Below are 24,749 nucleotides of genomic sequence, written 5' to 3'. Positions count from 1 at the left end.
GATCGGTTGAAGAAGGCAGCCATCATCATCCGGCGGCTGGAGGAGCGGCTTGCTTCTCTCGAACAGGTGGAACAGGAGCAGACCGAGCCGCTCGCCATCGTAGGCATTGGCTGTCGCTTTCCTGGCGGCGCCGACAGTCCGGAGACGTTCTGGAAGTTGCTCGAGGAGGGCCGGGACGCGGTCCAGCCTCTCGAGCCGCGCTGGGCGCTGGTGGGCGCCCGACCTGGCGAGGATGTGCCTCGCTGGGCGGGGCTGCTCACCGAGGCCGTGGACCACTTCGACGCCGCGTTTTTCGGCATTGCTCCCCGAGAGGCCCGGTCGCTCGACCCGCAGCATCGCCTGCTGCTGGAAGTCGCCTGGGAAACGCTCGAGGACGCTGGTGTTCCGCCGGGGTCGCTCGAAGGGAGCCGCACCGGCGTGTTCGTCGGCGCCTGCTCCAGCGACTACGCCGACACCGTCGCGCGTCAGCCGCATGACGAGCAGGACGCGTACAGCACCACCGGCAACCTGCTCAGCATTGCCGCCGGACGGCTGTCCTACACCCTGGGGTTGCAGGGGCCCTGCCTGACTGTCGATACGGCGTGTTCGTCGTCGTTGGTGGCCATTCATCTCGCCTGTCGCAGTCTGCGCACCCGGGAGAGTGATCTGGTGTTGGCGGGAGGCGTGAACATGCTTCTCTCCCCCGACACGATGGAAGGCCTGGCGCATACCCAGGCGCTTTCGCCCGATGGTCGTTGCCGGACCTTCGATGCCTCGGCCAATGGTTTTGTTCGGGGGGAGGGCTGCGGTCTGATCGCGCTCAAGAGATTGAGCGACGCGCGGCGGGATGGAAACCGGATCTGGGCGCTGATTCGCGGTTCGGCCATCAACCAGGATGGCCGGTCGACGGGGCTCACGACGCCCAACGTGCTGGCCCAGGAGGCGCTGCTGCGCGAGGCCTTGCAGCGCGCACGTGTCGAAGCCGGGGCCATTGGTTATGTCGAGACCCACGGGACGGGAACCTCGTTGGGTGACCCCATCGAGGTCGAGGCGCTCCGGGCGGTGCTGGGGGCGGCGCGGCCCGATCGTTCGAGCTGTGTGCTGGGCGCGGTGAAGACCAACATCGGCCATCTCGAGGCCGCCGCGGGTGTCGCGGGCTTGATCAAGGCGGCGCTCGCGCTCAAGCAGGAGCGCATTCCGAAGAACCTCAATTTCCGCACGCTCAACGCGCACATCGAGATCGAAGGGTCCGCGCTCTCCCTGGCGACGGAGCCGGTATCCTGGCCGCGGACGGACAGGCCGCGTCTCGCGGGAGTGAGCTCCTTCGGGTTGAGTGGCACCAACGCACATGTGGTGCTGGAGGAAGCGCCAGCGGCGGAGCTCGCGCCCGCTGCGCCCGAGCGGCCGGCGGAGCTTCTGGTGCTGTCGGCCAGGAGCGCGGAGGCCCTGGGCGCCGCGGCGGCACGGCTGCGGGACCACGTGGATGCGCACCCGGAGCTGGGCCTCGGTGATGTTGCCTTCAGCCTGGCGACGACACGCAGTCCCATGGAGCATCGGCTCGCGGTCATGACGACCTCGCGCGAGACACTTCGGGCGGCGTTGGAGGCCGCGGCGCAGGGACAGCTCCCTCAGGGCGCGGTGCGCGGCACCGCCAACGCCTCGCGCGGCAAGCTCGCCTTCCTGTTCACGGGGCAGGGCGCACAGGTTCCGGGAATGGGTCGTGGGCTCTCCGCGGCGTGGCCTGCGTTCCGTGAGGCGCTCGACTCGTGCATTGCACTGTTCGATCGGGAGCTCGAACGGCCGTTGCGCGAGGTTATGTGGTCCGAGCCGGGCAGCGCCGAGGCCGCGTTGCTGGACCAGACGGCGTACACCCAGCCGGCGTTGTTCGCGCTGGAGTACGCGCTCGCGGCGCTGTGGCGCTCGTGGGGCGTGGAACCGGAGCTGGTGGCGGGTCACAGCATCGGCGAGCTGGTGGCCGCCTGTGTGGCAGGTGTGTTTTCACTCGAAGACGCGGTGCGGTTGGTGGCGGCTCGCGGCCGGCTCATGCAGGCGCTGCCGGCTGGTGGAGCGATGGTGTCCATCTCCGCTCCGGAGTCCGAGGTTGCCGCCGCACTGGCATCGCATGTGGCCTCGGTGTCGATCGCCGCGATCAACGGGCCGGAGCAGGTGGTGATCGCGGGCGTCGCGGAATCCGTGCACGCGATTGCCGCATCATTCGCCGCACGTGGGGTGCGTACCCGGCAGTTGCGCGTGTCTCACGCATTCCACTCGCCACTCATGGGGCCGATGCTGGAAGCGTTCGAGCGCGTGGCCGAGTCGGTCACCTACCGGCGACCGTCGCTTTCGCTGGTCAGCAACCTGAGTGGGAAGCGGGTCTCGGACGAGGTGAGTACGCCGGGCTACTGGGTGCGCCACGTGCGTGAGGCGGTTCGCTTCGCGGACGGGGTGAAAGCGCTGCACGAAGCCGGAGCGGGAACGTTCGTCGAGGTGGGCCCGAAGTCGACGCTGCTCGGCCTGGTGACGGCCTGCCTGCCGGACGCGGAGCCGGCGCTGATCGTGTCGCTGCGCGCTGGCCGTGAGGAACCGGTGAGCGTGCTCGAGGCGCTGGGAAGCCTCTGGTCCACGGGGGCGCGGATCGACTGGTCGCGTGTCTTCCCCGCGGGTGGGCGGCGGGTGCCGCTCCCGGCGTATCCCTGGCAGCGGGAGCGGTATTGGCTCGAGGCTCCGGCCACCAGGCGCCCGTTGCTCGCACCGGAGGCCCCGGCCCAGGCCCCGGAGGCCGCGCCGCTCGCGGCACCGACCGTTCCACGGCATCCGCCCGTTGAGTCCAGAGGCCCCGCGTCTTCGGGGACGGCAGCTCGGGACGCCAGGATCCTCGTCGAGCTCTGCGAGATGGTTGGAGGGTTCACGGGCGACCCGCCCTCCGAGATCCCCGTCGACAATGATCTGTTCCAGCTCGGGGTGGACTCGCTCGCGCTGTTCGGCCTCCGGAAGGTCATCGAGAAGCGTTTCGGAGTGCTGATCCCCGTCAATTCCTTCCACGAGGAGTTGTCGACGGTCAGGAAGATCGCGTCGTTCCTGGACAGGGAACTGCCGCCCGAGCCCGCGCAGGAACCGTCGCTCGCGCTGGAGGTGACCGCGCCGGTGGTGGCGGAGTCGGCGGTGAACGGCGCCGACTCGCAGGGGACGCTCGAGCGGATCGTCGTGGATCAGCTCGCGTTGTTGCGTCACCCCAGCGACGGGGCCAGCTCTCGGGAACGTGTCGAGCGGATCGTCACGGAACAACTCGCGCTGCTGCGGCGGGCTCGTGGCGACGACGCCTCGGGGACACGCGCGCCCGCACCGCTGGCCGGGAAGGAGCCCGCGGTGCGGCCTGCTCCGGTGCTCGCCGCCAGGGAAAAGGTGAGCGCGCCCGTGGCTCGCGCCGGGGCTCCGGCGGCCTTCGTGCCGTACCGGAGAATCAACACGAAGCGTGATCCCGAACTGCAGGCCCGACAGGGCGAGTTCCTGAAGACGCTCATCCGGGACTACACGGCTCGCACGCCGGGCTCGAAGCGCCTCACCGAGGAGACCCGGGCGACGGTCGCCAACAACCGTGCAGTCGCCGGGTTCCGGCCCTCCTGGAAGGAGATCACCTATCCGCTCCAGGTCGTCCGCGCGGAAGGAGGCAGGGTCTGGGATGTCGATGGCAACGCATACGTCGACGTGACGATGGGCTTCGGAGTGTATCTCTTCGGGCACCGCCCGGCGTTCATCGCCGACGCGGTCGTCGAGGAGTTGGGCCGCGGCGCACCGCTCGGACCCATGACACCGCTGCCGGGTGAAGTGGCGAAGATGATCGTCGAGGCCACCGGGGTCGAGCGGGTTGCCTTCTACAACACCGGCACCGAAGCGGTGATGGTGGCGCTGCGCCTGGCACGCGCCATCACGGGTCGCTCGAAGGTGGTGATATTCAGCGGCTCGTATCACGGGACCTTCGACGGGGTTCTGGCGGTGGCCGACTCCGAAGGCACCGCGCAGGGTGCCCCGCTGGCACCTGGTACGACCCGAGGCACGGTCTCCGACATCCTGGTGCTCGAGTACGGCAATCCTGCCTCGCTCGAGGCGATTCGCGGATGCGCCTCGGAGCTCGCGGCGGTGCTGGTGGAGCCCGTGCAGAGCCGACGTCCCGATCTCCAGCCTCGGAGCTTCCTCCACGAGCTGCGCCGTATCACCGCGGATGCGGGGGCGGCCCTGATCTTCGACGAGGTCATCACCGGCTTCCGCATTGGCCCGGGAGGCGCCCAGGCGCACTTCGGCGTCCACGCGGATCTCGTCACCTACGGCAAGATCATCGGAGGCGGGCTGCCGATCGGCATCGTGGCCGGTACTCAGCGGTTCATGGATGCCGTGGACGGTGGCGCCTGGCGCTTTGGCGACGACTCGTATCCCAAGGTGCAGAACACCTTCGTCGCTGGAACCTTCTGCCACCATCCGCTATCGCTGGCAGCGGCGGGCGCGGTGTTGCGGCACCTCCGGAGCGAGGGGGCCGGGCTGCAGGAGCGGCTCAACGAGCGGACGGCCGCGATCGTGCGGGAGCTCAACGAGCATTGCGAGCGGGTCGGCGCGCCCGTGCGCTTCGTGCACTTCGGCTCGCTGTTCCGCATCGAGCTCAAGGGCGACTGGGAGCTCCTCTATCACCGGCTCCTGTGCAAGGGCGTCTATGTGTGGGAGGGCCGAAACCTCTATCTCTCCACTGCCCACACGGATGACGACATCCGTCTGTTCGTCACGGCGCTGAAGGAGTGCATCGACGAGATGATGGCGGCCGGATTCGCGCCGCCGCCTTCACCGCGGCTCGGCTCTGGTGACGTGGCCCCGACCGCCGCTTCGACGCCCTCGGCGGCGAACGACCTGACCGCGGTGGTGGAATACCCGACGTCCTCCATCCAACGGGGGCTCTACTTCCAGTGCCAGTTCCCGGACGGGGAGTTGGCCTATCACCTCTACGGTGCCTGGGAGATCCACGGCGCGCTGGATAACGTCCGCCTGGAGGCGTGCTTCCGGGAGATCATCCGGCGGCACGAAGCCCTGCGCAGCTCTTTCGTGCTGTGCGACGACGGTCGGCTCGTCCAGCGCGTCCATCCGACGGTCCCATTCGAGCTCGAACGCGCCGTGGACGGGGACATCGACGGATGGCTTCAGCAGTTCATCCGGCCCTTCACCCTCTCGAGCGCCCCTCTCTTCCGAGCAGGACTGCTCCGGGTGGCGGAAGAGCGGCACGTGCTGGCCATCGACCTGCACCACATCACCTCTGACGGCACCACGGGCTCGATCGTGGTCCGGGAGCTCGTGGCGCTGTACAAAGGCGAGGCACTCCCTCCCGTGGTCAAGCAGGGCCGCGAGCATGCCACGTGGGAGCGGGAGTTCCTGCTCAGCGAGGCCTCCGCGGCACAGGAACGCTACTGGCGTGACCGCCTATCGGATGAGGTGCCGCGCCTCGAGCTGGGGCTCGACTTCCCGCGGCCCGCGGTGCAGTGCTTCGAGGGCGGAGAGGTTCGCGTGCGCCGCTCGGCGCGGCTCCTGCGGAAGCGGGCACGCGAGCATGGCGTGTCGCTCTACATGCTCCTCTTCTCGGCCTGCCACACGCTGTTGCAGCGGCTCACGGGGCAGCACGACATCACCATTGGCACGGCACAGAACGGGCGCCAGCGTGGGGGCTTCGAGGATGCTGTGGGAATGTTCGTCAACGCGCTCCCGGTGCGGGTCGCGGTCTCCGCTGACGCCACATTCGCCGAGCTCCTCGCCGAGGTGAAGCGGCGTTGCCTCGAGGCGAACGAGCACCAGGACTTCCCGTTGGGCGTCATCCTCCAGCGTCTGAAGGGGGGCGGCCATGGGTACAACCCGTTCTTCGACGTCATGTTCTCCTACGAGCAGGCGGAGGAGCGGGGGGCGATCCAGCTGCCCGGGCTCACGTTGACCGAACGCCCGATGATGCGCAGGGCCACGCCGTACGACCTCAACCTGGAGGTCACCGAGGCCGGTGGAGAGTTGGAGTTCCTCTTCATGTACAGCGGAGCGCTGTGGAAGCAGGAGACGATCGAGCGCTACGTGCGGTACTTCACCGCGATTCTCGAGAAGCTCGAAGGTGATCCGGCGCGCCCGCTCGTCGATGTGTCCAAGCTCCGGGTCTCGGAGATTTCGCTCTTGAGCGCCGAGGAGCGACACCAGCTCATGGTGGAGTGGAACGACACCGCGGTGGAGTATGCGCGGGGCACGTGCGTTCACGAGTTGTTCGAGGCGCAGGTGAAGCGGACCCCGGACGCCGTGGCGCTGATCTTCCAGAAGGAGCAGCTCACATACGCGGAGCTCAATGCTCGCGCGAACCAGCTCGCGCACCGCCTGAAATCGCTGGGGGTGGGGCCGGAGGTCCTCGTCGCCATCTGCATCGATCGCTCCATCGACATGATGGTGGGACTGCTCGGCATCCTCAAGGCGGGTGGGGCGTACGTCCCGTTGGATCCGGGCTACCCTGAGGACCGGCTGGCGTTCATGCTCGAGGATTCGGGCGCGAAGGTCCTCGTCATGGGCGAGGGAGCCCCTCGGACGCTGGCGGCAGCACCCGTGAAGAGGATTCGCCTCGACTCGGACCGGGAGTCGCTCGCACGAGAGTCGATCGCGAACCCTGTCTCGGGCGTTCGCAGCAACCACCTTGCCTACATCCTGTACACCTCGGGCTCCACCGGGAAACCGAAGGGCACCGAGGTCTCCCACCGCAACGTCGTGAATTTCTTCGCCGGGATGGACGAGCGCCTCGGCGGCGACGTGGGAACCTGGCTCGCCGTCACGAGCATCTCGTTCGACATCTCCGTGCTCGAACTGTTCTGGACGCTCGCTCGGGGCTTCCGGGTCGTGATCCAGAACACGAGGCAGCTCGCGCCGACGGTTTCCCGGTCCCGGGCCCCGAAGGCCAGCGGACAGGCCGACAGAGGCATCGACTTCAGCCTGTTCTATTTCGCGAGCGCCGCCGGCGGTGACAACTCCTATGAGATCCTGATGGAGGGAGCCAGGTTCGCCGATCAGAACGACTTCACGGCCGTGTGGACGCCGGAGCGGCACTTCCATGACTTCGGTGGCCCGTACCCCAACCCGTCCGTCGTGAGCGCGGCGATCGCCATGGCCACGAAGCGGATCCAGCTCCGGGCCGGAAGCGTCGTCATTCCGCTGCATAACCCCATCCGGGTGGCCGAGGAGTGGTCGATCGTCGACAACCTCTCGAACGGCAGGGTCGCGCTCTCCTTCGCGTCCGGCTGGCACGCGAACGACTTCGCGCTCATGCCGCAGAACTACGCGGAGCGGAGACGGCTCCTGCTCGAGGGGATCGACACCGTGCGCAGGCTCTGGCGCGGGGAGACGCTCGACTTCCCGGGCGGCGCGGGGCAGGAGGCGAAGGTCAGGACCTTGCCCCGTCCCATTCAGGCGGAGCTGCCGTATTTCCTCACCGCGGCGGGCAACCCGGAGACCTACCGGCTGGCGGGGCAGCGCGGCGCCGGGCTTCTGACCCACCTCCTCGGACAGGACATCGAGGGGCTGGAGAAGAACCTGAAGCTCTACCGCGAGGCGTGGGCGGAGGCGGGCCACCCGGGCCAGGGCCACATCGCGTTGATGATGCACACCTTCGTCGCTCACGACGAAGACTACGTGCGGCGCAAGGTCCCCGGTCCGCTCGCCGAGTACCTGAGGTGCTCCGCGGACCTGATGAAAGCCGCTCTGGGGCAACTCGCGGGGACGACCTCGTTCGAAAGCCTGTCCAAGGAGGATATGGACTTCCTGCTGTCCAAGGCCGTGGATCGCTTCTTCGGGAACATCGGCCTCTTCGGGACGCCCGAGTCGTGTCTCCCTATTATCGACCGCCTGAAGGCCATCGGGGTCGATGAGGTTGCCTGCCTGATCGACTTCGGCGTCGATACCCGGGATGTCCTGGCCAACCTCACGTACTTGAATCGGCTGCGGGAGCTCAGCAATGAGCCGAGCGAGGCAGGCGATTCGATCGCCGAGCAGATCCGGCGCCACCGCGTCACCCACCTCCAGTGCACGCCGTCGATGGCTCGGATGCTGGCGATGGATTCCGAGACCTTCGAGGCACTCCATGGCCTGCGGATGCTGATGCTGGGGGGTGAGGCGCTGCCGCCCGCCCTGGTGAAGGATCTCTCCTCGCTGCCGTGCGAGATCCACAACATGTACGGTCCAACGGAGACGACCATCTGGTCGTCCACCGCCCGCGTGGAGAGCGACGCCGCGATCACGATCGGCAAGCCGATTGCCAACACGCAGTTCTATATCCTCGACTCGAACCGCCAGCTCGTACCGGCCGGAGTCACCGGAGAGCTCTACATTGGTGGTGAGGGCGTGGCCCGCGGCTACCACAACCGGCCGACCCTGACCTCGGAGCGCTTCCTCCCGGATTCCTTCAGCACTCATCCAGGGGCGCGCATGTACCGCACCGGAGACCAGGCGTGCTTCCTGCCGAACGGCGACGTCAAGTTCTTCGGGCGCGCCGATCAGCAACTGAAGATTCGTGGCCACCGGATCGAAGCCGAGGAGATCGAGCGGAACCTGACCGAGCACGAAAGCATTCAGGATGCCGTCGTGGTCGCCCGGGATGACGATTCGGGTGACAAGCGTCTCATCGCCTACATGACGTCCACGGTGCCGGGCAAGGTGCGGCCTTCTTCCGAGGAGATTGCCGCGTTCCTCAAGAAGCGGCTCCCTTCCCCCATGATTCCCTCTGCGTTCGTCCTGCTCGACGAATTCCCGAGGACCGCGAACGGGAAGGTGAACCGGGCAGCGTTGCCGGCGCTGGAGAATCTCCAGAGCACGACCTCGAAGTATGTGGCGCCCCGTACTCCGACCGAGGTACGCCTGACGCGGATATGGGAGGAGTTGTTGCAGAGGCGTCCCATTGGTGTTCAGGACAGCTTCTTCGATCTCGGCGGCCACTCCTTGCTGGCGGTCCGGTTGATGGCGCGCATCCGCAAGGAATTCGCACAGGACTTCCACATCTCGAGCCTCCTGACCGGGGATACGATTGAGAGTCTGGCCATGGTCCTGGGTGAGGGCCGGCCCCCCGCCGCGCCGCAGACGCCGCTCATTGCGCTCCGGGAAGGGGGAAGCGCGGCGCCTCTCTTCTTGATGCACCCGACCGGTGGCGACGTGAACTGCTACGTCCCCCTGGCAAACCGCCTCGGGGAGGGCCGCCCGATCTATGCGCTGCGTGCCGCGGGCCTCGGCGACAGTGACACCGAGACCCTCGAGAAGAGGGTGGCGAAGTACATCGAGCAGATCCGCTCCGTCCAGGAGCGGGGGCCCTATCTGCTCGGAGGCTGGTCCACGGGAGGAATCTTCGCCTACGAGATGGCGCGCCAGTTGCGTGAGAGCGGGGAGAGCGTCGAGCACCTGATCCTGATCGACAGCTGGACGCCAGAGGCCTACCACTATTGCTCCGACGACGTTGGCATCCTCTTGTGGTTCGCGGCCGACGTGGGCGGTGCCGAGCTGGTGGCGCGCCTGGATCGATTGCTCCTGGAGGAGATGACGCCGGAGGACAGGCTGCGGCACGTCCACGAGCAGGCGCGAGCGGCGGGTGAGAAGGATCTCGACCTCACCGCGTTCTCGCGGATGTTCGGCGATTTCGAGCGCAACGCACGAGCCATCCTGGGCTACGCGCCGAAACCGTGTTCCCTGAAGATGACCACGCTACGGGCGCGCGAAGAGCTCTTGTCCGGGCTCCCCGCGGCGTCCTCTTCCGTCGCCGGGTTGCAACCGGCGTGGGAGCGGCTCGTGCAGGGGCCTTTCGAGAGCATCGAGGTTTCGGGTTCGCATTCCACGATGTTGCGGGAGCCCCACCTGGGAGAGCTCGTGGATCGCTTGCAGTCGGTCCTGGACAGTACCGGAGCCGCGCGGAGTGCGGAGCAGGCCAGGGGATAGGTAGGGCTCCTGAACTGGAAACGGAGACAACCGATGGTTGACATGTCTGAGCGGATAAACACAGCCATCTCCACGGCGGAGTTGGAGCGGCGCTGGGCGGCCGTGCGGGCCGCGATGGCCGAACACCGCATCGACGTGCTGTTGATGCAGGCCAACAACGACTTCATGGGGGGGTACGTCAAATACTTCACCGATGTGCCGGCGGCCAACGGCTACCCGGTGACCGTGATCTTCCCGAAGGACGATCGGATGACGGTGGTCGCACAGGGCGCGTTTGGCCTGGTGCGGGAACTGCCTCCGGAAGGGGATGGTCTGCGTCGTGGCACCGCACGATTCCTGGGCTCGCCGAGCTACGCTTCCGCGTATTACACCGCTGAATACGATGCAGCGCTCGCGGAAGAGGCGCTCGGGCGTTTCGCCGGAGCGACGGTGGGCCTCCTGGGAACGGCCGCCATGTCTTTTGCCCTGGTGGACTACCTCAAGCGAGGCAAGCTCTCCAAGGCGAAGTTCGTGGATGCCTCCGACATGGTCGATCGGATCAAGTCGATCAAGAGCGAAGAGGAGCTGACGCTCATTCGACGCACCGCCGCCATGCAGGACGTGGCCATGGAAGCCGTGTTCAAGGCGATCAAGCCCGGAATGCGAGACCTGGAAGTGGCCGCCATCGCCGAACAGGTCGGACACAGCCTGGGCAGCGAGCAGGGGTTGTTCCTGAGTTCGTCGGCTCCGGTCGGGGTGTCAGCGGTGTTTGGCAGCCGCCACCTGCAGAACCGGGTGATCCAGAAGGGGGACCAGTTCACCCTGCTGATAGAGAACAACGGACCCGGCGGGCTCTACACCGAGTTGGGCCGGACCTGTGTATTGGGCAAGGCCTCCCAGGAAATGAAGGACGAATTTGCCTTCGTCCTGGAAGCGCAGAAGGTCGTTCTCAATCAGCTCAAGCCCGGTGCTTCGTGCAAGGAGATATTCGAGTCCTACAACGCGTTCATGCGCAAGAATGGCAGGCCCGAGGAAAAGCGGTTGCACTGTCATGGACAGGGCTACGACATGGTGGAACGGCCCCTCATCCGGTTCGATGAAACCATGCCCATCCAGAAGAGCATGAACATCGTCGTCCATCCCACCTACGCCACGGCGAGCACATACACCTGGGTATGTGACAACTTCCTGGTCGGTGAGAAGGGGGTGGCCGAGAAGCTCCACAAGTTCCCGCAGAAGATTTTCGAGCTCGATTAGGTCGCGCGGGAGTCGGCGACGGCTACAACGGATGACCCCCCTCCAGAAACCACTCTGGAGGGGGGAATCGCTGTCAGAAATGCGCCCAGCCCGGCACGCGCGGGTAGGGGATCGCGTCACGGATGTTCTGCAGGCCGCACATGTAGACGAGGAGGCGCTCGAATCCGAGCCCGAAGCCCGAGTGGGGCACCGTCCCGTAGCGCCGCAGGTCCCGGTACCACTGGTAGTGCGACGGCTCGAGGCCGAAGTGCGCCAGACGCTTGTCGAAGACGTCCAGGCGCTCCTCGCGCTGGCTCCCGCCGATGATCTCCCCGATTCCCGGCGCGAGCACGTCCATCGCCGCCACCGTCTTCCCGTCGTCGTTCAGGCGCATGTAGAACGCCTTGATCTTCTCCGGATAGTTCATCACCACCACCGGCCGGCCCACGTGCTCCTCCGTCAGGTAGCGCTCGTGCTCCGTCTGCAAGTCGTTGCCCCACTCCGGCGCGTAGTCGAACTTCTTCTTCGCCTTCTTCAGGATCTCGATCGCCTCGGTGTAGTCCATTCGCGCGAAGCTCGAGTCGATGAATTTCTCCATGCGCTCGATGACGTCCTTCTGCTGGCGCTCCGCGAAGAACTTCATGTCCGGGCCGCACTCGGCCAGCACTGCCTTGAAGATGTACTTGAGGAACCGCTCGGCCAGGTTCGCGTTCTCGTTGAGATCGGCGAAGGCGAACTCCGGCTCGATCATCCAGAACTCGGCCAGGTGCCGTGTGGTGTTCGAGTTCTCCGCGCGGAAGGCCGGCCCGAACGTGTACACCTTCGACAACGCGGTGCAGTACGTCTCGGCGTTGAGCTGGCCAGAGACGGTGAGGTACGCCTCCTTGCCGAAGAAGTCCTTGCTCCAGTCAATCTTCCCGCTGTCCGTACGGGGCGGGTTCATCAGGTCCAGCGTCGAGACGCGGAACATCTGTCCGGCGCCCTCGGTATCGCTGGCGGTGATGATCGGCGTGTTCACCCAGAAGAAGCCTTCCTCGTGGAAGAACCGGTGGACGGCCTGCGCCGCGGCGTGCCGCACGCGGCTGATCGCCCCAAAGGTGTTGGTGCGCGGACGCAGGTGGGCCACCTCGCGCAGGAACTCCAGCGTGTGCTGCTTGGGCTGGATGGGGTACGTCTCCGGATCATCCACGAAGCCGAGGATCTGCACCTCGTCGGCCTGGATTTCGTACGATTGTCCCTTACCCTGGGACTTCACGAGCGTGCCGCGGCAGATGACGGAGCTGCTCGCCGTGAGGTGCAGCACTTCTTTCTCGTAGTTGGGCAGCGAGTTCGGCGCGACCACCTGGATGGGATCGAAGCACGAGCCATCGCTGACATTGATGAAGCTGATCCCCGCCTTCGAGTCGCGGCGGGTGCGTACCCATCCGCGCACCTCCACCTTGGTATCCGGGGAGATCGAGCCCCCCAGCGCCTTCTTCACACTGACGACCTGCATGACTTTCATCCTCGCTCTCTTCGCGAACGCACAGCGCAATTAGCCGCGCGCAGGTTTCAGGGCAAGAACTCCTTCGAGGGGAATGGCCCTGTCGAGCGGCGAGCCCCGGTATGATTAAAATAGGATCGTGGCTGACTTCACCGAAGAGCAGATGGATTCCGCACTCCGCCGCGCCAGCGAGGAGCTGTCCTTCCCCTCGTACTACGAGGCCTGTGTCAGGCCCCTCCTGCGCAACCCCGAGGGTCATTGGCCCCGCTGTTGTGGCGGCGGGTGTGAGCCTTGTGCCCAGACGCTGATTCAGGTCGCTTTGCGCACTTTGGAGCTCCTGGGCACTCCTCGTGTCACTCCCATTCCGGAGTGGTGAGCTCGGGCTCGACTCAGAAGAGACGCAGTCCCAGGCCCAGGCGCACCCCGTAACCGAGTCGCGTCTGGGTCACCCCTCGCAGTTCCTTGAACACGTCCACTCCCAGCTCGCCCACCGCGGACAGCGACAGGTCTTCGCCCAGGTAGATCTCCGCCCCTCCTCCCGCCATCGGCTTCACCCGCCACGTCCCGCTCGGGCTCAGTCCCAGGTCGTACGGCACCTCCACCAGCCCCACCGCCGTCACCGTCTCCGCCGCCTTCCAGCTCGCGACCAGTGCCGGGTTCAGCCTCAGGAACCATCCCTCCAGGTTCTTCTCGTCGAAGTACCGGCTCCCCGTGTTCCCCGTCACCCCGAGTCCCAGCTCCGCCGCCACCGTCCACTTCTCCGTGTCCGTCCACACCTGGTGCCTCGCCACCGCCTCCGCCGTCACCGCCAGCCGCAGATAGTCGAAGCGCGCCCTCGCCCCAATCTCCCAGCCCGCCGTCCCCTGGCGATACGCCACCCCTACCTCCGGCACTCCCACCCACCCGGAGATCGCCGTCGCCCCGTCCGGCAGCGCCGCCGGCGCCACCACCGCCCCGAAGTTCTCCCGCTTCGCTTCCTGCCTCACCGCCTCGGACGTCGGGGCCTGCTGCGCCTTCGTCTCCTGCGCCACCGCCGCGAGCGGCATGAGCGCCCACACCAGCATCAGTCGCGTCATAGGCCGCCCACTTTGTCGCCTCGCCCCCTCGCCCGTCGAGCGTTTCCTTGCCCTCTCGCTTGCCCGTTACCCAACAATTTCAGGTGTTTGGCTTTCGACGTGGCCCTCCTCTCGGCTATATCTGGGCGTACATACGTTTCCCGGTAGTCTTTTTTCCCGGAATCTTATAGTTTTTCACTGACAGTGAGGTCCGGTCTCACCCCAGGACCGGCGCTCCAGGAGGTTCCCATGGCCGACAGCACGTCCCGAGCCACCGTCCTCGAGCCCGCCCCTACCTCCGCCTCCGCCGACGTCAGCCCCCGGCGGCGCTCCCACCGGTTCCGCCCCCGCGTCCTGCTCGTCGAGTCCGACAAGGACGTCCGCGCTTCGCTCGCCCTGGGTCTGGTCGGTGCCGGCTTCGAGGTGATCGCCGCCCCGGCCATCGAGGACATCCTCGGGGAGCTGGGCGAGGGCCGCCCCTTGCCACACCTCGTCCTCGCCCCCGTCGAGGCCACCGGGGACGGCATGGACGGCTTCACCTTCTGCGAGCGGCTGCGCGCCGACGCTCGCACCGAGCACCTCCCGGTGTACCTGCTCTCGCACCACGAGGCGCCCCACCACCGCGAGCGCGCCGACGCCGTCCGCGCCGACGACTACCTGCTCCAGCCCGTGCCCCCGCAGGTCGTGGTGTCGCTCGCCCGTCTGAAGGCCGGCCGCAGCGCCTTCGCCCCCGCCTACGAGGCCCATACCGCTCGCATGCCCCTGGCCCAGGTGCTCCATGCGCTGCTGTGCGGCTCGCGCGCCGGCCGCATCGAGCTGCGCGACAACACGGGTTGGCTCTCCTTCCGCCAGGGCCACGTGGTGGACGCCTCCTTCGAGGGCGAGCGCGGTCTCACCGCCATCCGCCGCCTGCTGCTCTTCGGCTCGGGCGCCTACGCCGTCTCGTTCGCGGAGGCGCTCGCCGAGGGCAAGCTCTTCCTCAACCTGAAGATCTACGCCTCGCTGCTCCTGCCGGCCGCCGAGCGCTTCGCGGCCCTGTGCACCCTGGGCATCCCCCTGTCCGCCCGCCTCGTGGTGGACTTCAAGCGGCTGGCGGACATGCTCAAGTCCCTGCCCGACGACGTGGGCCAGGTCATCCGGCTCTTCGATGGCCAGCGCACCGTGCACGTCGTCCTCCTGGAGTGCGGCCTGCCGGAGGTCACGACCCTGGAGGTGGTGACGTATCTCTACGCCCAGGGAGTGCTGGTGCCGGCCAACCTCATCGCCGAGCACGAGCCGGTGCCCCAGTCCATCCCCCCGTTCTTCGAGCCGGTGCTGGACTCCGGGGACGAGGAGGAGCCCTTCTCCGAGGCCTTCGAGTCCGCGGGCCCCTCCCGGGCGGCCTGACCCGGGCGGGACGGGACTCGTGCTGGCGGTCATGTTTGACTCGGCATCGCTGTCCGGGGGAGAAGGCGCGGCGTCGCGTTATCTCTCGAAGGGCATCCTCCAGGAGCGTCATCCCACCATGTCCGGTCACAACCGATGGTCGAAGCTCAAGCGGTACAAAGCGGCGATGGGGGCGAGCAAGGGCAAGCTCTACACCAAGGTCATCAAGGAGCTCACCGTGGCGGCGCGGCTGGGCGGAGGCAACCCGGACGGTAACGCCCGGTTGCGCGTGGCCATCCTCGCGGCGCGCGAGGCCAACATGCCCAACGACAACATCCAGCGCGCCATCAAGAAGGGCACTGGCGAGCTGGAGGGCGAGAGCTACGAGGAGATCGTCTACGAGGGCTATGGCCCAGGCGGCGTGGCGGTCATCGTGGAGTGCCTCACCGACAACCGCAACCGCACTGCGGGCGACGTGCGCAACATGTTCTCCAAGGGGGGCGGCAACCTGGGCTCCGAAGGCTCGGTGAACTGGATGTTCCACAGGAAGGGCCTCATCACCGTGAAGCCGGGCCCTACCGAGGACCAGGTGATGGAGAAGGCCATCGAGGCGGGTGCCGAGGACGTCCTCAACCACGGCGCCGAGGGCTTCGAGGTGCGCACCGCTCCGGCGGACCTGCACGCGGTGGCCGCCAGCCTGGAGCAGGCGGGCCTGAAGCTGGGCGAGCAGAAGTGGACATACATCCCGGAGAACACCGTCCGGCTCGAGGGCGACAACGCGAAGAAGATGCTCAAGCTGATGGAGCTGCTCGAGGACAACGACGACGTGCAGAACGTGCACGCCAACTTCGAGATGGACGACGCCCTCATGGAGGCGCTCTCCGCGTAGTGGGGGAGACAGGCACATCGACAGGGGGGCGGCCCGCGCGTTATAGGGCTGGCTGAACCCTTGTTCCGTTGTCCCTGGAGAGGAACTTGCGTGTCCTAGGCATCGACCCCGGCAGCCGCTTCATGGGGTATGGCGTGGTGGAGGAGCGGCGCGGCCGGCTGGTCCATGTGGGCCATGGCGTCATCAAGGTGGACCCGGATGCCCCGCTGGAGCTGCGGCTCAAGGAGTTGCACGGCTCTCTCCTGACGGCGCTCAAGCTCTACCGGCCCCAGGCGGTGGCGGTGGAAGGCGTCTTCACCTTCCGCAATGCGCGCAGCGCGCTCATCCTCGGGCACGCGCGGGGCGTGGCGCTGCTGGCCGCCGCTCAGGTGGGGCTCGGCGTGCACGAGTACCCTCCCGCCCGGGTGAAGCGCGCGGTGGGGGCGGGGGGCGCCGCCGACAAGGACGCCGTGGCGCGCATGGTGTGCACCTTCCTCGATGTGGAGGTGCTGGAGCGCGCGGATGCCAGCGACGCGCTCGCGGTGGCCATCTGCCACCTCAATCATGGCCGGGCCGCCGTGCCGGTGGCGGGTGGCAAGGCCTCGAAGACGCGCCGCAAGTCGGCGCAGGATCAGCTCACGGACAGGCTGAAGCCGTCCTACCGGAGACCGGAGGCGCGATGATCGCGGCACTGCGCGGGACCGTTCAGGAGAAGAGCCTCGACGAGGCCATCATCGACGTGGGCGGAGTGGGGTACCGGGTGTTCTTCTCCTCGCTCACGTTGGGGCGGCTGCCCGCCGAGGGCCAGCCCGTCCAGGTGCGGGTGCGCACCGTGGTGCGCGAGGACGCCTTCGAGCTGTTCGGCTTCCTCTCCCGGCCCGAGGAGGAGCTGTTCCTCCTGCTCAACTCGGTGTCCCACGTGGGGCCGAGGCTCGCGTTGGCGGTGCTCTCCGGCATGGAGGTGCCGGAGCTGGTGGCCGCGCTCGGCCGGGGCGAGGTGGCGCGCCTCACCAAGATTCATGGCGTGGGGAAGAAGACCGCCGAGCGGCTCGTGCTGGAACTCAAGGACAAGGTGAAGACGCTGCACCTGGAGCAGGTGGCCGCGCAGGCGGTGCCGGCGACGCCCGTGTCGGGGCATATGGCGGACTTGGTCTCGGCGCTCGTCAACCTTGGCTACAAGCAGCCCCAGGCGGAGAAGGCCGCCGAGTCCGCCAGCGAGCGGCTCGGAGAAGAGGCCGCCTTCCAGGCCCTGTTCCGCGAGGCCCTCAAGGTGCTGCGCACCAGCGCCTGACGTCCGGGCGCGAAGTTGCGTTGACTGGTAGGACCATCGGACCAGTTGCGGGAAAACGTGCCCGGGAGGTCTCCTCATCCCCCGGTGCGGCGCTGCCTCGGCGGGCTCAGCGGGGGTGGCCGCCTTCCTCGCCCACCATCATCGTCGTCAACCGGTCTGCGGGCTTGGGTTTGTCGGGCTTGCTCGGCTGCTTGTTGTCGGTGGGCTTCTTGGGCTTGGGCAGCTCGAACTTGATGAATGGCGGGCCCTTTCGCGTCTTCGTCACGACATCTCCCTTCCTGGAGGTTCATCTTCGGGGCTGCAAGGGGAGGACCATGTACCGGTCCCATTCCCCGGGAGAGTGCCTTGAGGATCGGCATCTTTGGCGGCGCGTCGGATGTTCAGTGCAAGGCAGTGGCTCGCGAGGCCGCGGCGCTCGGCGCGGACACGTTGTTCATCGAGCCCGATGCGCTCGACCGGGGCCTGCCGCTGTCCATGCTCGACGGGCAGAGCTACTACCTCGGCGAGCCGGTGGACGACCTCCGGGGCTTCTACCTCCGCTCCATTCCCGCGCCCTATGTGCCGTCCCTGGAGCACGAGGGAGAGTTCGTCCTCTACGAGGACTGGTTCACCACCTTCATGCACACGCGCGAGCGGGCTTCCTACTTCGTGGCGTGGTTGCTCCAACTCGCCCACCGGGGTGTCACGCTGGTCAACGGCCCGCATGCGGCGAGCGTCATGCAATACAAGCCCTTCCAGCTCCACGCGCTGCGGAGCCTCGGGGCGCGGGTGCCTCGCACGCTCATCTCCAACGACCCGGCCGCCATCCGCGCCTTCCACGCGAGTGTGAAGGACGTCATCTACAAGCCCATCATGGGAGGAGCCGTCACCCGGGTGCTGGATGACGAGGCGCTCGAGCGGCTCGAGGACGTCACCGCCTCGCCCGTCATCTTCCAGGAGCGTGCTCCCGGGGACGATCTGCGCGTCATGCTGGTGGGGGACGAGCTCGTCTCCTGCGTGGCCATCGAGACGCCCGAGCAGCACCTCGACTTCCGGGCGGACCCCATCTACAGCGGAGGCGGGGCCTCCTACCGCGAGGTGCGGCTCCCCGAGTCCGTCCAGCGCTTCTGCCGGGAGGCGGCGCGCGCCTGTGGCCTCACCTTCGCGGGCATCGACATCAAGCACCAGGGGGACGCCTGGGTGTTCCTGGAGCTCAACAGCTCGCCCATCTACCTGGATGTCGAGCTGAAGCTGGGGCACCCCATCAGCCGCGCCATCGCCCGGAGCGTGGTGGAGGGAGCCCGCGCGGTCAGAAGTAGGTGACGGGAACCTGGGGCTCGGGCGGCACGTCCGGAGTGCCCTCGCGCTTGCGCTGGCAGGCGGCGCAGCACTCCGCCCAGGGGACGATCTGCAGGCGCTCCAGGAGGATGGTGGTGCCGCAGTCCTCGCACTCGCCGTACGTGGAGGGAGCCTCGGCCAGCTTCCGCAGGGCATGCTGGACGCGCGGGGTGAGCACGGGATCCCGCTCCTCGCCCGACTCCGCCGCGTCCCGGAGCTGCGCCTGCTGGGCCTCGTCGATCGACGTCCACACCCAGTCGGGAGGCTCCTCGCCCGAGATGACGTAGCGCAGGACGTAGAGCTGGTGCTCGGCCTCGCGGCGCTGGGCCTCGCGGCGCATGGCCACCAGCCCGGGATGCTCCATCAGCTTCGAGAGGCGCTTCTGGACCTCCCGCCGCATCCCGGTGTCCTTGGTGATGAGGTCGATGTAGGCGCCCGGGGTGACGCCATGGGGCTCGCACACCTGCTGGAGGACGCGTTCGAAGAGCGGTTCGATGCCGACCGTCGCGGCGGTGGGAATCCACCCGGTGGAAGAGGCCAGTGCATCGAGCGTGGAGAGGACCGCCCGGTGGATTTCCTGCCACGGCGGCGGGGGACCTTCTGGAGAACCGATCGTCATGCCTGGGGGCATCTAATCACACGGGGCGGGGAGACACACGGGCCAGCCCGTTCCGCTTGAATCCGGGTCTTGTCCGGGGCCAGATACAGGGAGGGTCTGCCAGGAGGGAGCACCGAGATGTCGAGTCCTTCGCGGTGGTGGGAGAGCGCGAAAGAGTGGGTGGGGAAGTTGCCCTCGGGCCTGTCCGGCCAGGTGACGGTGGACGTGGCTCGGCGGCGGCTGCGGCTGTCCCATGCTCGGGTGGAGGCGCTCACGCGCAGGGCGCTGCGGGATGTGCGCCAGCTGGCGCTGGGGAACTGGGCCAACCTGCCACATGCTTATGATGTGCGGCTGGCCGTCTCCGGCTGGAAGCTGCGCGTGGACGTGGCGATCGAGCGGTTGGAGCTCGCCTCGGGCCGCTACCACCTGACGCTGCTCACCCCGGGCCGGGTGGACCTGGAGGAGTCCAAGGTGGCCTCGGCGCTGGTGCAGGGCGTGCTGCGCGTGGGAGGAGGCAAGGCCGCGCTGCGCACCGTGCTCGAGCAGGTGATGCCGGAGGGGCTGAGCTGGGACGGGCAGCGCTTCAAGGTGTCCGGGGCGCTCCCGAAGGAAGGGGCGGTGTCCTCGCGGCTCTTCGAGTCCTCCTCGCTGCTGATGAACGCCGAGCACGACCCCGAGGGTGTGTGGCTGTCGGCCGAGGAGTGGCCTGGCCTGGTGGACCTGATGCAGGCCGTGCTCAGCGTGGACCTGCCGCGCAAGCCGCCGGGGACCTGAGCGGGCGAGCGCTCTCCCCGATTCACTGAATCCCAAGCGTGTAAATCTTTTTCAACGAGCGCGCCTCGGAGGGATGTCTCTCCGAGGCGTCTTTTTTTGTCGCAATACATGCAAGGAGTTTAGTGCGCGAAACATGAAAATCTGGTAAAGCCGTGGCCTCCCGAGAGGCTACGAGCTGGCGTGGTCGTCCTCGGGCAGTGCGGGAGAGGCGTCTGGCTTCTCCCGTTTCGTATCGTTGTCAAAGGAGCCCACATCCATGATGTCTTTCTTCAACCGGTCCGCCCGGCAGGGTCTGGCCATGTCTTTCGTGCTGGGGGCGGGTGTGCTGTCCCTGGCGGGGTGCGGCGGTCCGGAGCCGGTGTCCACGGACACGAGCTCGGCGTCGGAGGAGTTGCACGCGGCGCCGTCCTTCCTGACGCGGCACCTGCGCAAGGGGGACCGCAGCGAGGAGGTGCGGGGCCTCGTCTCGTACCTGCGCAAATACGGCTACTTCTCCAACCCCGAGCTGCAACACCTGCCGGGGTGGAAGCCGCTGGTCGCGCAGGAGCCCGCGGACCCGCGGCTCTTCGATGAATCGCTCGAGAAGGCGTTGCGGCTCTTCCAGCAGGCGCATGGCCTGCCGGTGGACGGCACCCTCAACGCGGAGACCCGCGAGCGCATGAAGCAGCCGCGCTGCGGTTTTCCGGATCTCTACCCCTCGCGCGAGCCGGGCTCGGTCAGCGCCCAGTACGTCCAGTCGGGCTACGCCTGGTCCAAGCGCGACCTCGTCTTCTTCATCTACAACTACACCAGTGACATGGGCACGGCGGCCACCTCCGACGCCATCCGGGGGGCCTTCGCCCGCTGGGCGGCCGTGACGGACATGCGCTTCACCCAGACCTTTACCGACACGGGCACCATCGACGTCCGGCTGGGTTTCCACGTGGGAGACCACGGAGATGGCTATCCCTTCGATGGCGCCAGCGGCGTGCTGGCCCATGCCTTCTACCCGCAGAACGGCCGCGTCCACTTCGATGACGCCGAGACCTGGTCCGACAATGGCTCGGGCACAGACCTGGCGTCGGTCGCGCTGCACGAGCTCGGCCATACCCTCGGTCTGGCCCACTCGAATGAGTCCTACGCGGTGATGTATGCGTATTACTCGGGCATCAAGAGGAATCTGACCATGGACGATGTCGATGGAATCAAGAGCCTCTATGGCGTGCGCAGCACGCTGTCGTGGGATTCCTCGGCGCCCATCTCCGGCAAGTACTGCACGCAGATCCACGAGGCGGCGGATCCGGACACCTGGACGGACAACTACCTGTGCTCGGATTCCAACCTCGGCATCCAGTGGAGCAGCGCCGGCCCCATCGCCGGCATGCGCTGCACTCAAATCACGGAAGGCACCGAGCCGGCGTCTTCGACGTGGAATGACAACTACCTCTGCGTGCCGACCTCCAGCCCGTACCTGTTCCAGTGGTCCTCTGCGGGCCCCATCCTCGGGAAGTCCTGCGTGATGTGGCACGAGTTCGCGGACAGCCACACATGGGACGACAACTTCCTCTGCTATTGATTGCGGGGTGAGCCTCGCCGGGCCCGGGTTCCGCCCGGGTCCGGTGGGGTGCCGGGCAGGCGCACCAGGGTGGCCCACCGCGCTTCAATCTGGAGCGGGCGGGCGATCCATTCTGGACGGGAGCGTCTCCCATTCCGAGGCAACGGGGCCCGCACCGGGTCGGCATGCGGCTCGCAATACCTGGACGGTGAACCCCCACCGGACAGGTGCCTTCGTGCCTCCCTCGAACAGCAGCGGCGAATCCATTCAGCGCATCTCCCTGAAGAATCGCGAGTACGCATACATCGAGGATGCGAACCGCGGCGTGGTGCTCGTGGAGATTGGCCCCAAGGTGCTCACGCTGGAGGCCCATCTCACGATGGTCTCCAAGAGCCGGATGATTGAGCTGGGCACGGGGAACTGGTGCGTGGTGCGCAACCCGGTGGTGCGCGCGGACGGCTGGGTGGGGTTGGATGAATTCGGTCAGGCGCGCATCGCGGTGGGCGACCGGGAGGTGCGCGTCGGGCCGCAGGTGTTTCCCCTCTACCCGGGCGAGGAGCTGGAGGGCGACATCACGCCCGAGTACGTGCTCGGCATCTACGAGGCGCTGCGTCTGCGTGCGCTCACGACCTTCACGGACGAGCGGGCGCCCGGTGGGCCGCGCCGCCGCGAGGCGGGTGACGAGTGGCTGGTCCGAGGGCCCGGCCGCTACGTGCCCAGCGCGGCGGTGACGGTCGTCTCCGCGGAGAAGGCGCGTGTCCTCAAGGAGACGGAGTACTGCGTCGTGCTCAACCCCGTGGAGCGGGCCACCGGGCGCATCCAGGAGGGCCGCCGCAAGGTCATCTCGGGACCGGATGTCTTCTTCCTGGAGCCGGGCGAGGCCCTGGAGGGAGACGTGCGCCGCAAGCACGTGCTCTCCGAGATGCAGGGTCTCAAGCTCCAGGCACTCGACGATTTCGCCGAGCCGGAGGAGGGCGGAGAGCCCCGGCTGCGCAAGGCGGGCGACACGTGGATCGTCCGCGGGCCTCGGACCTACGTGCCTAACGAGAAGGTGGTCATCCATAAGGAGATCTCGGCCCTGTCGCTCGGGCAGGGCGAGGGCCTCTACGTGAGGGACTTGCGCTCGGGCAAGGTGTCGCTGGTCCAGGGGCCGTGCCAGTTCATGCCCGAGGCGCACCAGGAGCTGCACGAGAAGCGGCTCTCGCCCGACGCCGAGGCCCTGCTGGGATTGGCGCCACCTCCTCCGGCGCCTCCGCTCGCGGCGGTGGATGGCAAGGAGGGCAAGGCGCCGCGCCCGGTGCCCGTGATGGAGCGGGTGGACCGTACGCGCGCCATCGTCCTGCGCATCGAGGACAACACCGCGGTGCTCATCAACGACTTCGAGACCAACCATGCCCGGGTGGAGTTCGGCCCCGCGAAGGTGATGTTGCGCCCGTACGAGGACGTGACGGTGCTCGACCTGTCCGGCAGCACGCCGAAGCGGCCCCGGCAGCTCAAGGTGCTGATGCTCCGGCTGGGACCGGACTTCGCCACCGACCTGTTCGAGGTGGCCACGCGAGACCACGCCCGGCTGCGCATCAAGCTCTCCTACAAGTGGCAGTTCGACGTGGAGGGTGACTCGGAGAAGGACAAGAGCATCTTCCGGGTGAACGACTTCATCGGGTACGTCTGCGAGAACCTCGCCTCGCGCATCCGCCAGGTCGCCGCGGAGAACGACTTCGAGACATTCCACAAGAACGCCAGCGTGCTCATCCGCCGCGCCATCTTCGGAGTCGATGAGTCCGGCAAGGCGCGCAAGGATCGCCTGTTCTCCGAGAACCAGCTGCGCATCATCGACATCGACATCAAGGACATCGCCCCGGTCGACGACAAGACGGCCCTCAAGCTGCGCGAGGCCATCGACACCAACATTCAGATTCAGCTCGATGCCTCGAAGCAGGAGGCGCAGGCCGCGGCCGAGCTCAAGCGCATCCGCAGCGAGGAGGAGAAGCAGCTCGCGGACATCTCCAGCCACCGCAAGTCGGAGGCCGAGCGGCAATCACTCATCGAGTTGCAGAACCGCAACAACCAGCTCGCGACGATCAGCCATGCCAAGGTGGAGGCGGAGGCTCAACTGGAGCGGGCGCGGGTGGAGAGCGAGGAAGCACTGGCCCGGGCGGAGGCCGAGGCCCGGGCCTCGCGGATCCGCACCGAGGCGGAGCTCGAGCGCGAGCGGAAGATGAGCGAGATGGCGCTGGAGCGGCAGAAGCGGATGAACGACCTCGAGGTGGAGCGGCAGGCGCGGCTCGCCGAGGTGGAGGCCGCGCAGTTCCGCCAGCGGGTGGAGGCGCTCGGAGGAGGGGAGAACTTCGTCAAGGCCGTGGCGGCTCAGGCGCAGGCCGCGGTGGTGGGAGGCCTGGACAAGGTGGTGTTCCTGCCCAGCGGCTCCAACCTCAACCTCTTCGACTCCATGCAGGGCCTGCTCGGTCCCGGTGGGGCGCCCCGTCCTCCCACCGCGAACGGTGGGGCTGGGGGAAACTGAGGAGTCCGGAACTCACGATCAGGTCTTGTCGATCGTGGCGCGCCAGCACGTGGGGGCGCACTGCGGGCCGTTGGGCTGGAGGGTCTGGTACGAGACCGTCTCGTGTACCTCGACGAACTTTTCACCGTGCTCGTCCGTGAGGGTCACGTCGTATGCGTCTCCGTCCTGCACATCCTTCAGTGACCAGGTGTCATAGGAGAGTTGGAGCTGGAGCCCGCTATTCGTGGGCTGGTCGACCGCGACGACAATCAGCGGAGTGTGCTCGGCGTCGCGCTTCGAAAGATCGGGGAAGTGGATGGTGTTGTTCGTCTTCCCGAGCGTTTCGAGGCCGCTCGTGTAGCAGAGCGTGTTGTGGCACACGGACACGGTGCTCGTTCGCAGCTTCTCGAGGCTCACGTGGATGGGAACACGCAGCTCGAAGCCGGATGAGCAACCCGCCAGGGTGCATCTGCCGGCCGAGTCAGCACCCTGGTCCATCGAGTCTTCCTTGACGGCCTCCTCGGAGTTGGCGTCGACACGGCCACACGCCGCTGTGAAGAGCAGGGGCAGCATCATGGGGAACACGAGAATACGTCGAGTCATTGCAGGTTCTCCCGTGGTGGGGTTGTACCGTTGTAACACCAATCACTGCTCAATCGAAGACCGAGGCGTGCTCTCGTGGCTTCGATGGGGGGGGTGTGCACTCTGGCGGTGATATGCCCGGCGGAGTGGACACGGTTTTCAACGACGGGCGGAAGTTTACGGACTCATCCGCGACTCGCGATGGGCCCGAGAACACTTTGT

At 67.2% G+C, this 24,749-nt stretch carries 16 protein-coding genes; 11 read left to right on the top strand and 5 right to left on the bottom strand.

Annotated features, from left to right (window positions below):
* Window positions 1-6 precede the first annotated feature (6 nt).
* Window positions 7-9,945, top strand: a complete 9,939-nt coding sequence (locus DAT35_RS17745) for a type I polyketide synthase (protein ID WP_158501755.1) — start codon at window positions 7-9, stop codon at window positions 9,943-9,945.
* A 33-nt stretch (window positions 9,946-9,978) separates the two neighbouring features.
* Window positions 9,979-11,181 (top strand): Xaa-Pro peptidase family protein, encoded by a 1,203-nt coding sequence (locus DAT35_RS17740; RefSeq protein WP_108068213.1) that lies wholly within the window; start codon window positions 9,979-9,981, stop codon window positions 11,179-11,181.
* Window positions 11,182-11,254: 73 nt separating this feature from the next.
* Here the strand turns inward: DAT35_RS17740 and asnS are convergent, their stop codons facing one another.
* Window positions 11,255-12,655 (bottom strand): asparagine--tRNA ligase, encoded by a 1,401-nt coding sequence (gene asnS / locus DAT35_RS17735; RefSeq protein ID WP_108068212.1) that lies wholly within the window; start codon window positions 12,653-12,655, stop codon window positions 11,255-11,257.
* Between the two features lie 151 nt (window positions 12,656-12,806).
* Between asnS and DAT35_RS60725 the strand changes: the two genes are divergently transcribed.
* Window positions 12,807-13,019 carry a hypothetical protein gene (locus tag DAT35_RS60725; protein WP_108068438.1) on the top strand — a complete coding sequence of 71 codons (213 nt, stop codon included), beginning with the start codon at window positions 12,807-12,809 and terminating at the stop codon, window positions 13,017-13,019.
* Between the two features lie 13 nt (window positions 13,020-13,032).
* On the opposite strand, the gene DAT35_RS17725 is transcribed toward DAT35_RS60725, so the two are convergent.
* The gene (locus tag DAT35_RS17725) at window positions 13,033-13,719 is read right to left on the bottom strand and encodes a hypothetical protein (protein ID WP_108068211.1); all 687 of its coding nucleotides are present in this window, start codon (window positions 13,717-13,719) and stop codon (window positions 13,033-13,035) included.
* A gap of 228 nt (window positions 13,720-13,947) precedes the next feature.
* Here DAT35_RS17725 and DAT35_RS17720 point away from each other — a divergent pair, with 228 nt between their 5' ends.
* The 4 genes from DAT35_RS17720 to ruvA all read left to right on the top strand — a co-directional run bounded on the left by DAT35_RS17720 (window position 13,948) and on the right by ruvA (window position 17,222).
* The gene (locus DAT35_RS17720) at window positions 13,948-15,084 is read left to right on the top strand and encodes a response regulator (protein WP_108068210.1); all 1,137 of its coding nucleotides are present in this window, start codon (window positions 13,948-13,950) and stop codon (window positions 15,082-15,084) included.
* Between the two features lie 118 nt (window positions 15,085-15,202).
* Entirely contained in the window at window positions 15,203-15,952 is a 750-nt protein-coding gene (locus DAT35_RS17715; RefSeq protein ID WP_108068437.1) for a YebC/PmpR family DNA-binding transcriptional regulator, read from the top strand.
* Between the two features lie 86 nt (window positions 15,953-16,038).
* Window positions 16,039-16,614: a crossover junction endodeoxyribonuclease RuvC gene (gene ruvC, locus DAT35_RS17710; protein ID WP_108068209.1), complete on the top strand. Its 576-nt coding sequence runs from the start codon at window positions 16,039-16,041 to the stop codon at window positions 16,612-16,614.
* Window positions 16,611-17,222 (top strand): Holliday junction branch migration protein RuvA, encoded by a 612-nt coding sequence (ruvA, locus tag DAT35_RS17705; protein WP_108068208.1) that lies wholly within the window; start codon window positions 16,611-16,613, stop codon window positions 17,220-17,222. Before ruvC ends, ruvA begins: the two co-directional genes overlap by 4 nt.
* Window positions 17,223-17,328: 106 nt before the next feature.
* Here the strand turns inward: ruvA and DAT35_RS59930 are convergent, their stop codons facing one another.
* A complete protein-coding gene (locus DAT35_RS59930) occupies window positions 17,329-17,487 on the bottom strand; it encodes a hypothetical protein (protein ID WP_199242923.1) in 159 nt (52 codons plus the stop codon).
* A gap of 80 nt (window positions 17,488-17,567) precedes the next feature.
* Between DAT35_RS59930 and DAT35_RS17700 the strand changes: the two genes are divergently transcribed.
* Complete coding sequence (locus tag DAT35_RS17700) at window positions 17,568-18,524, top strand: RimK family alpha-L-glutamate ligase (RefSeq protein WP_233261527.1); 957 nt, start codon at window positions 17,568-17,570, stop codon at window positions 18,522-18,524.
* On the opposite strand, the gene DAT35_RS17695 is transcribed toward DAT35_RS17700, so the two are convergent.
* Window positions 18,511-19,158 (bottom strand): TraR/DksA family transcriptional regulator, encoded by a 648-nt coding sequence (locus tag DAT35_RS17695; protein ID WP_158501754.1) that lies wholly within the window; start codon window positions 19,156-19,158, stop codon window positions 18,511-18,513. The two genes, DAT35_RS17700 and DAT35_RS17695, sit on opposite strands and share 14 nt — an antisense overlap.
* Window positions 19,159-19,275: 117 nt before the next feature.
* Between DAT35_RS17695 and DAT35_RS17690 the strand changes: the two genes are divergently transcribed.
* The 3 genes from DAT35_RS17690 to DAT35_RS17680 all read left to right on the top strand — a co-directional run bounded on the left by DAT35_RS17690 (window position 19,276) and on the right by DAT35_RS17680 (window position 23,966).
* Window positions 19,276-19,911, top strand: coding sequence for a hypothetical protein (locus tag DAT35_RS17690; RefSeq protein WP_108068205.1), 636 nt, complete (start codon window positions 19,276-19,278; stop codon window positions 19,909-19,911).
* A 256-nt stretch (window positions 19,912-20,167) separates the two neighbouring features.
* The gene (locus DAT35_RS17685) at window positions 20,168-21,466 is read left to right on the top strand and encodes a M10 family metallopeptidase domain-containing protein (protein WP_108068204.1); all 1,299 of its coding nucleotides are present in this window, start codon (window positions 20,168-20,170) and stop codon (window positions 21,464-21,466) included.
* Between the two features lie 214 nt (window positions 21,467-21,680).
* On the top strand, window positions 21,681-23,966 hold the full coding sequence (locus DAT35_RS17680; RefSeq protein WP_108068203.1) for a hypothetical protein: 2,286 nt from the start codon (window positions 21,681-21,683) through the stop codon (window positions 23,964-23,966).
* An 18-nt stretch (window positions 23,967-23,984) separates the two neighbouring features.
* Here DAT35_RS17680 and DAT35_RS17675 read toward each other — a convergent pair whose 3' ends face one another.
* A complete protein-coding gene (locus DAT35_RS17675; RefSeq protein ID WP_146209760.1) occupies window positions 23,985-24,548 on the bottom strand; it encodes a hypothetical protein in 564 nt (187 codons plus the stop codon).
* Between the last annotated feature and the right edge of the window lie 201 nt (window positions 24,549-24,749).

This window comes from Vitiosangium sp. GDMCC 1.1324, from assembly GCF_003044305.1.
In the GTDB taxonomy this organism is placed as follows: Bacteria; Myxococcota; Myxococcia; order Myxococcales; family Myxococcaceae; genus Archangium.
Note: the sequence above shows the minus strand (reverse complement) of the source record. Positions and strands in the feature narration are given on the sequence as shown.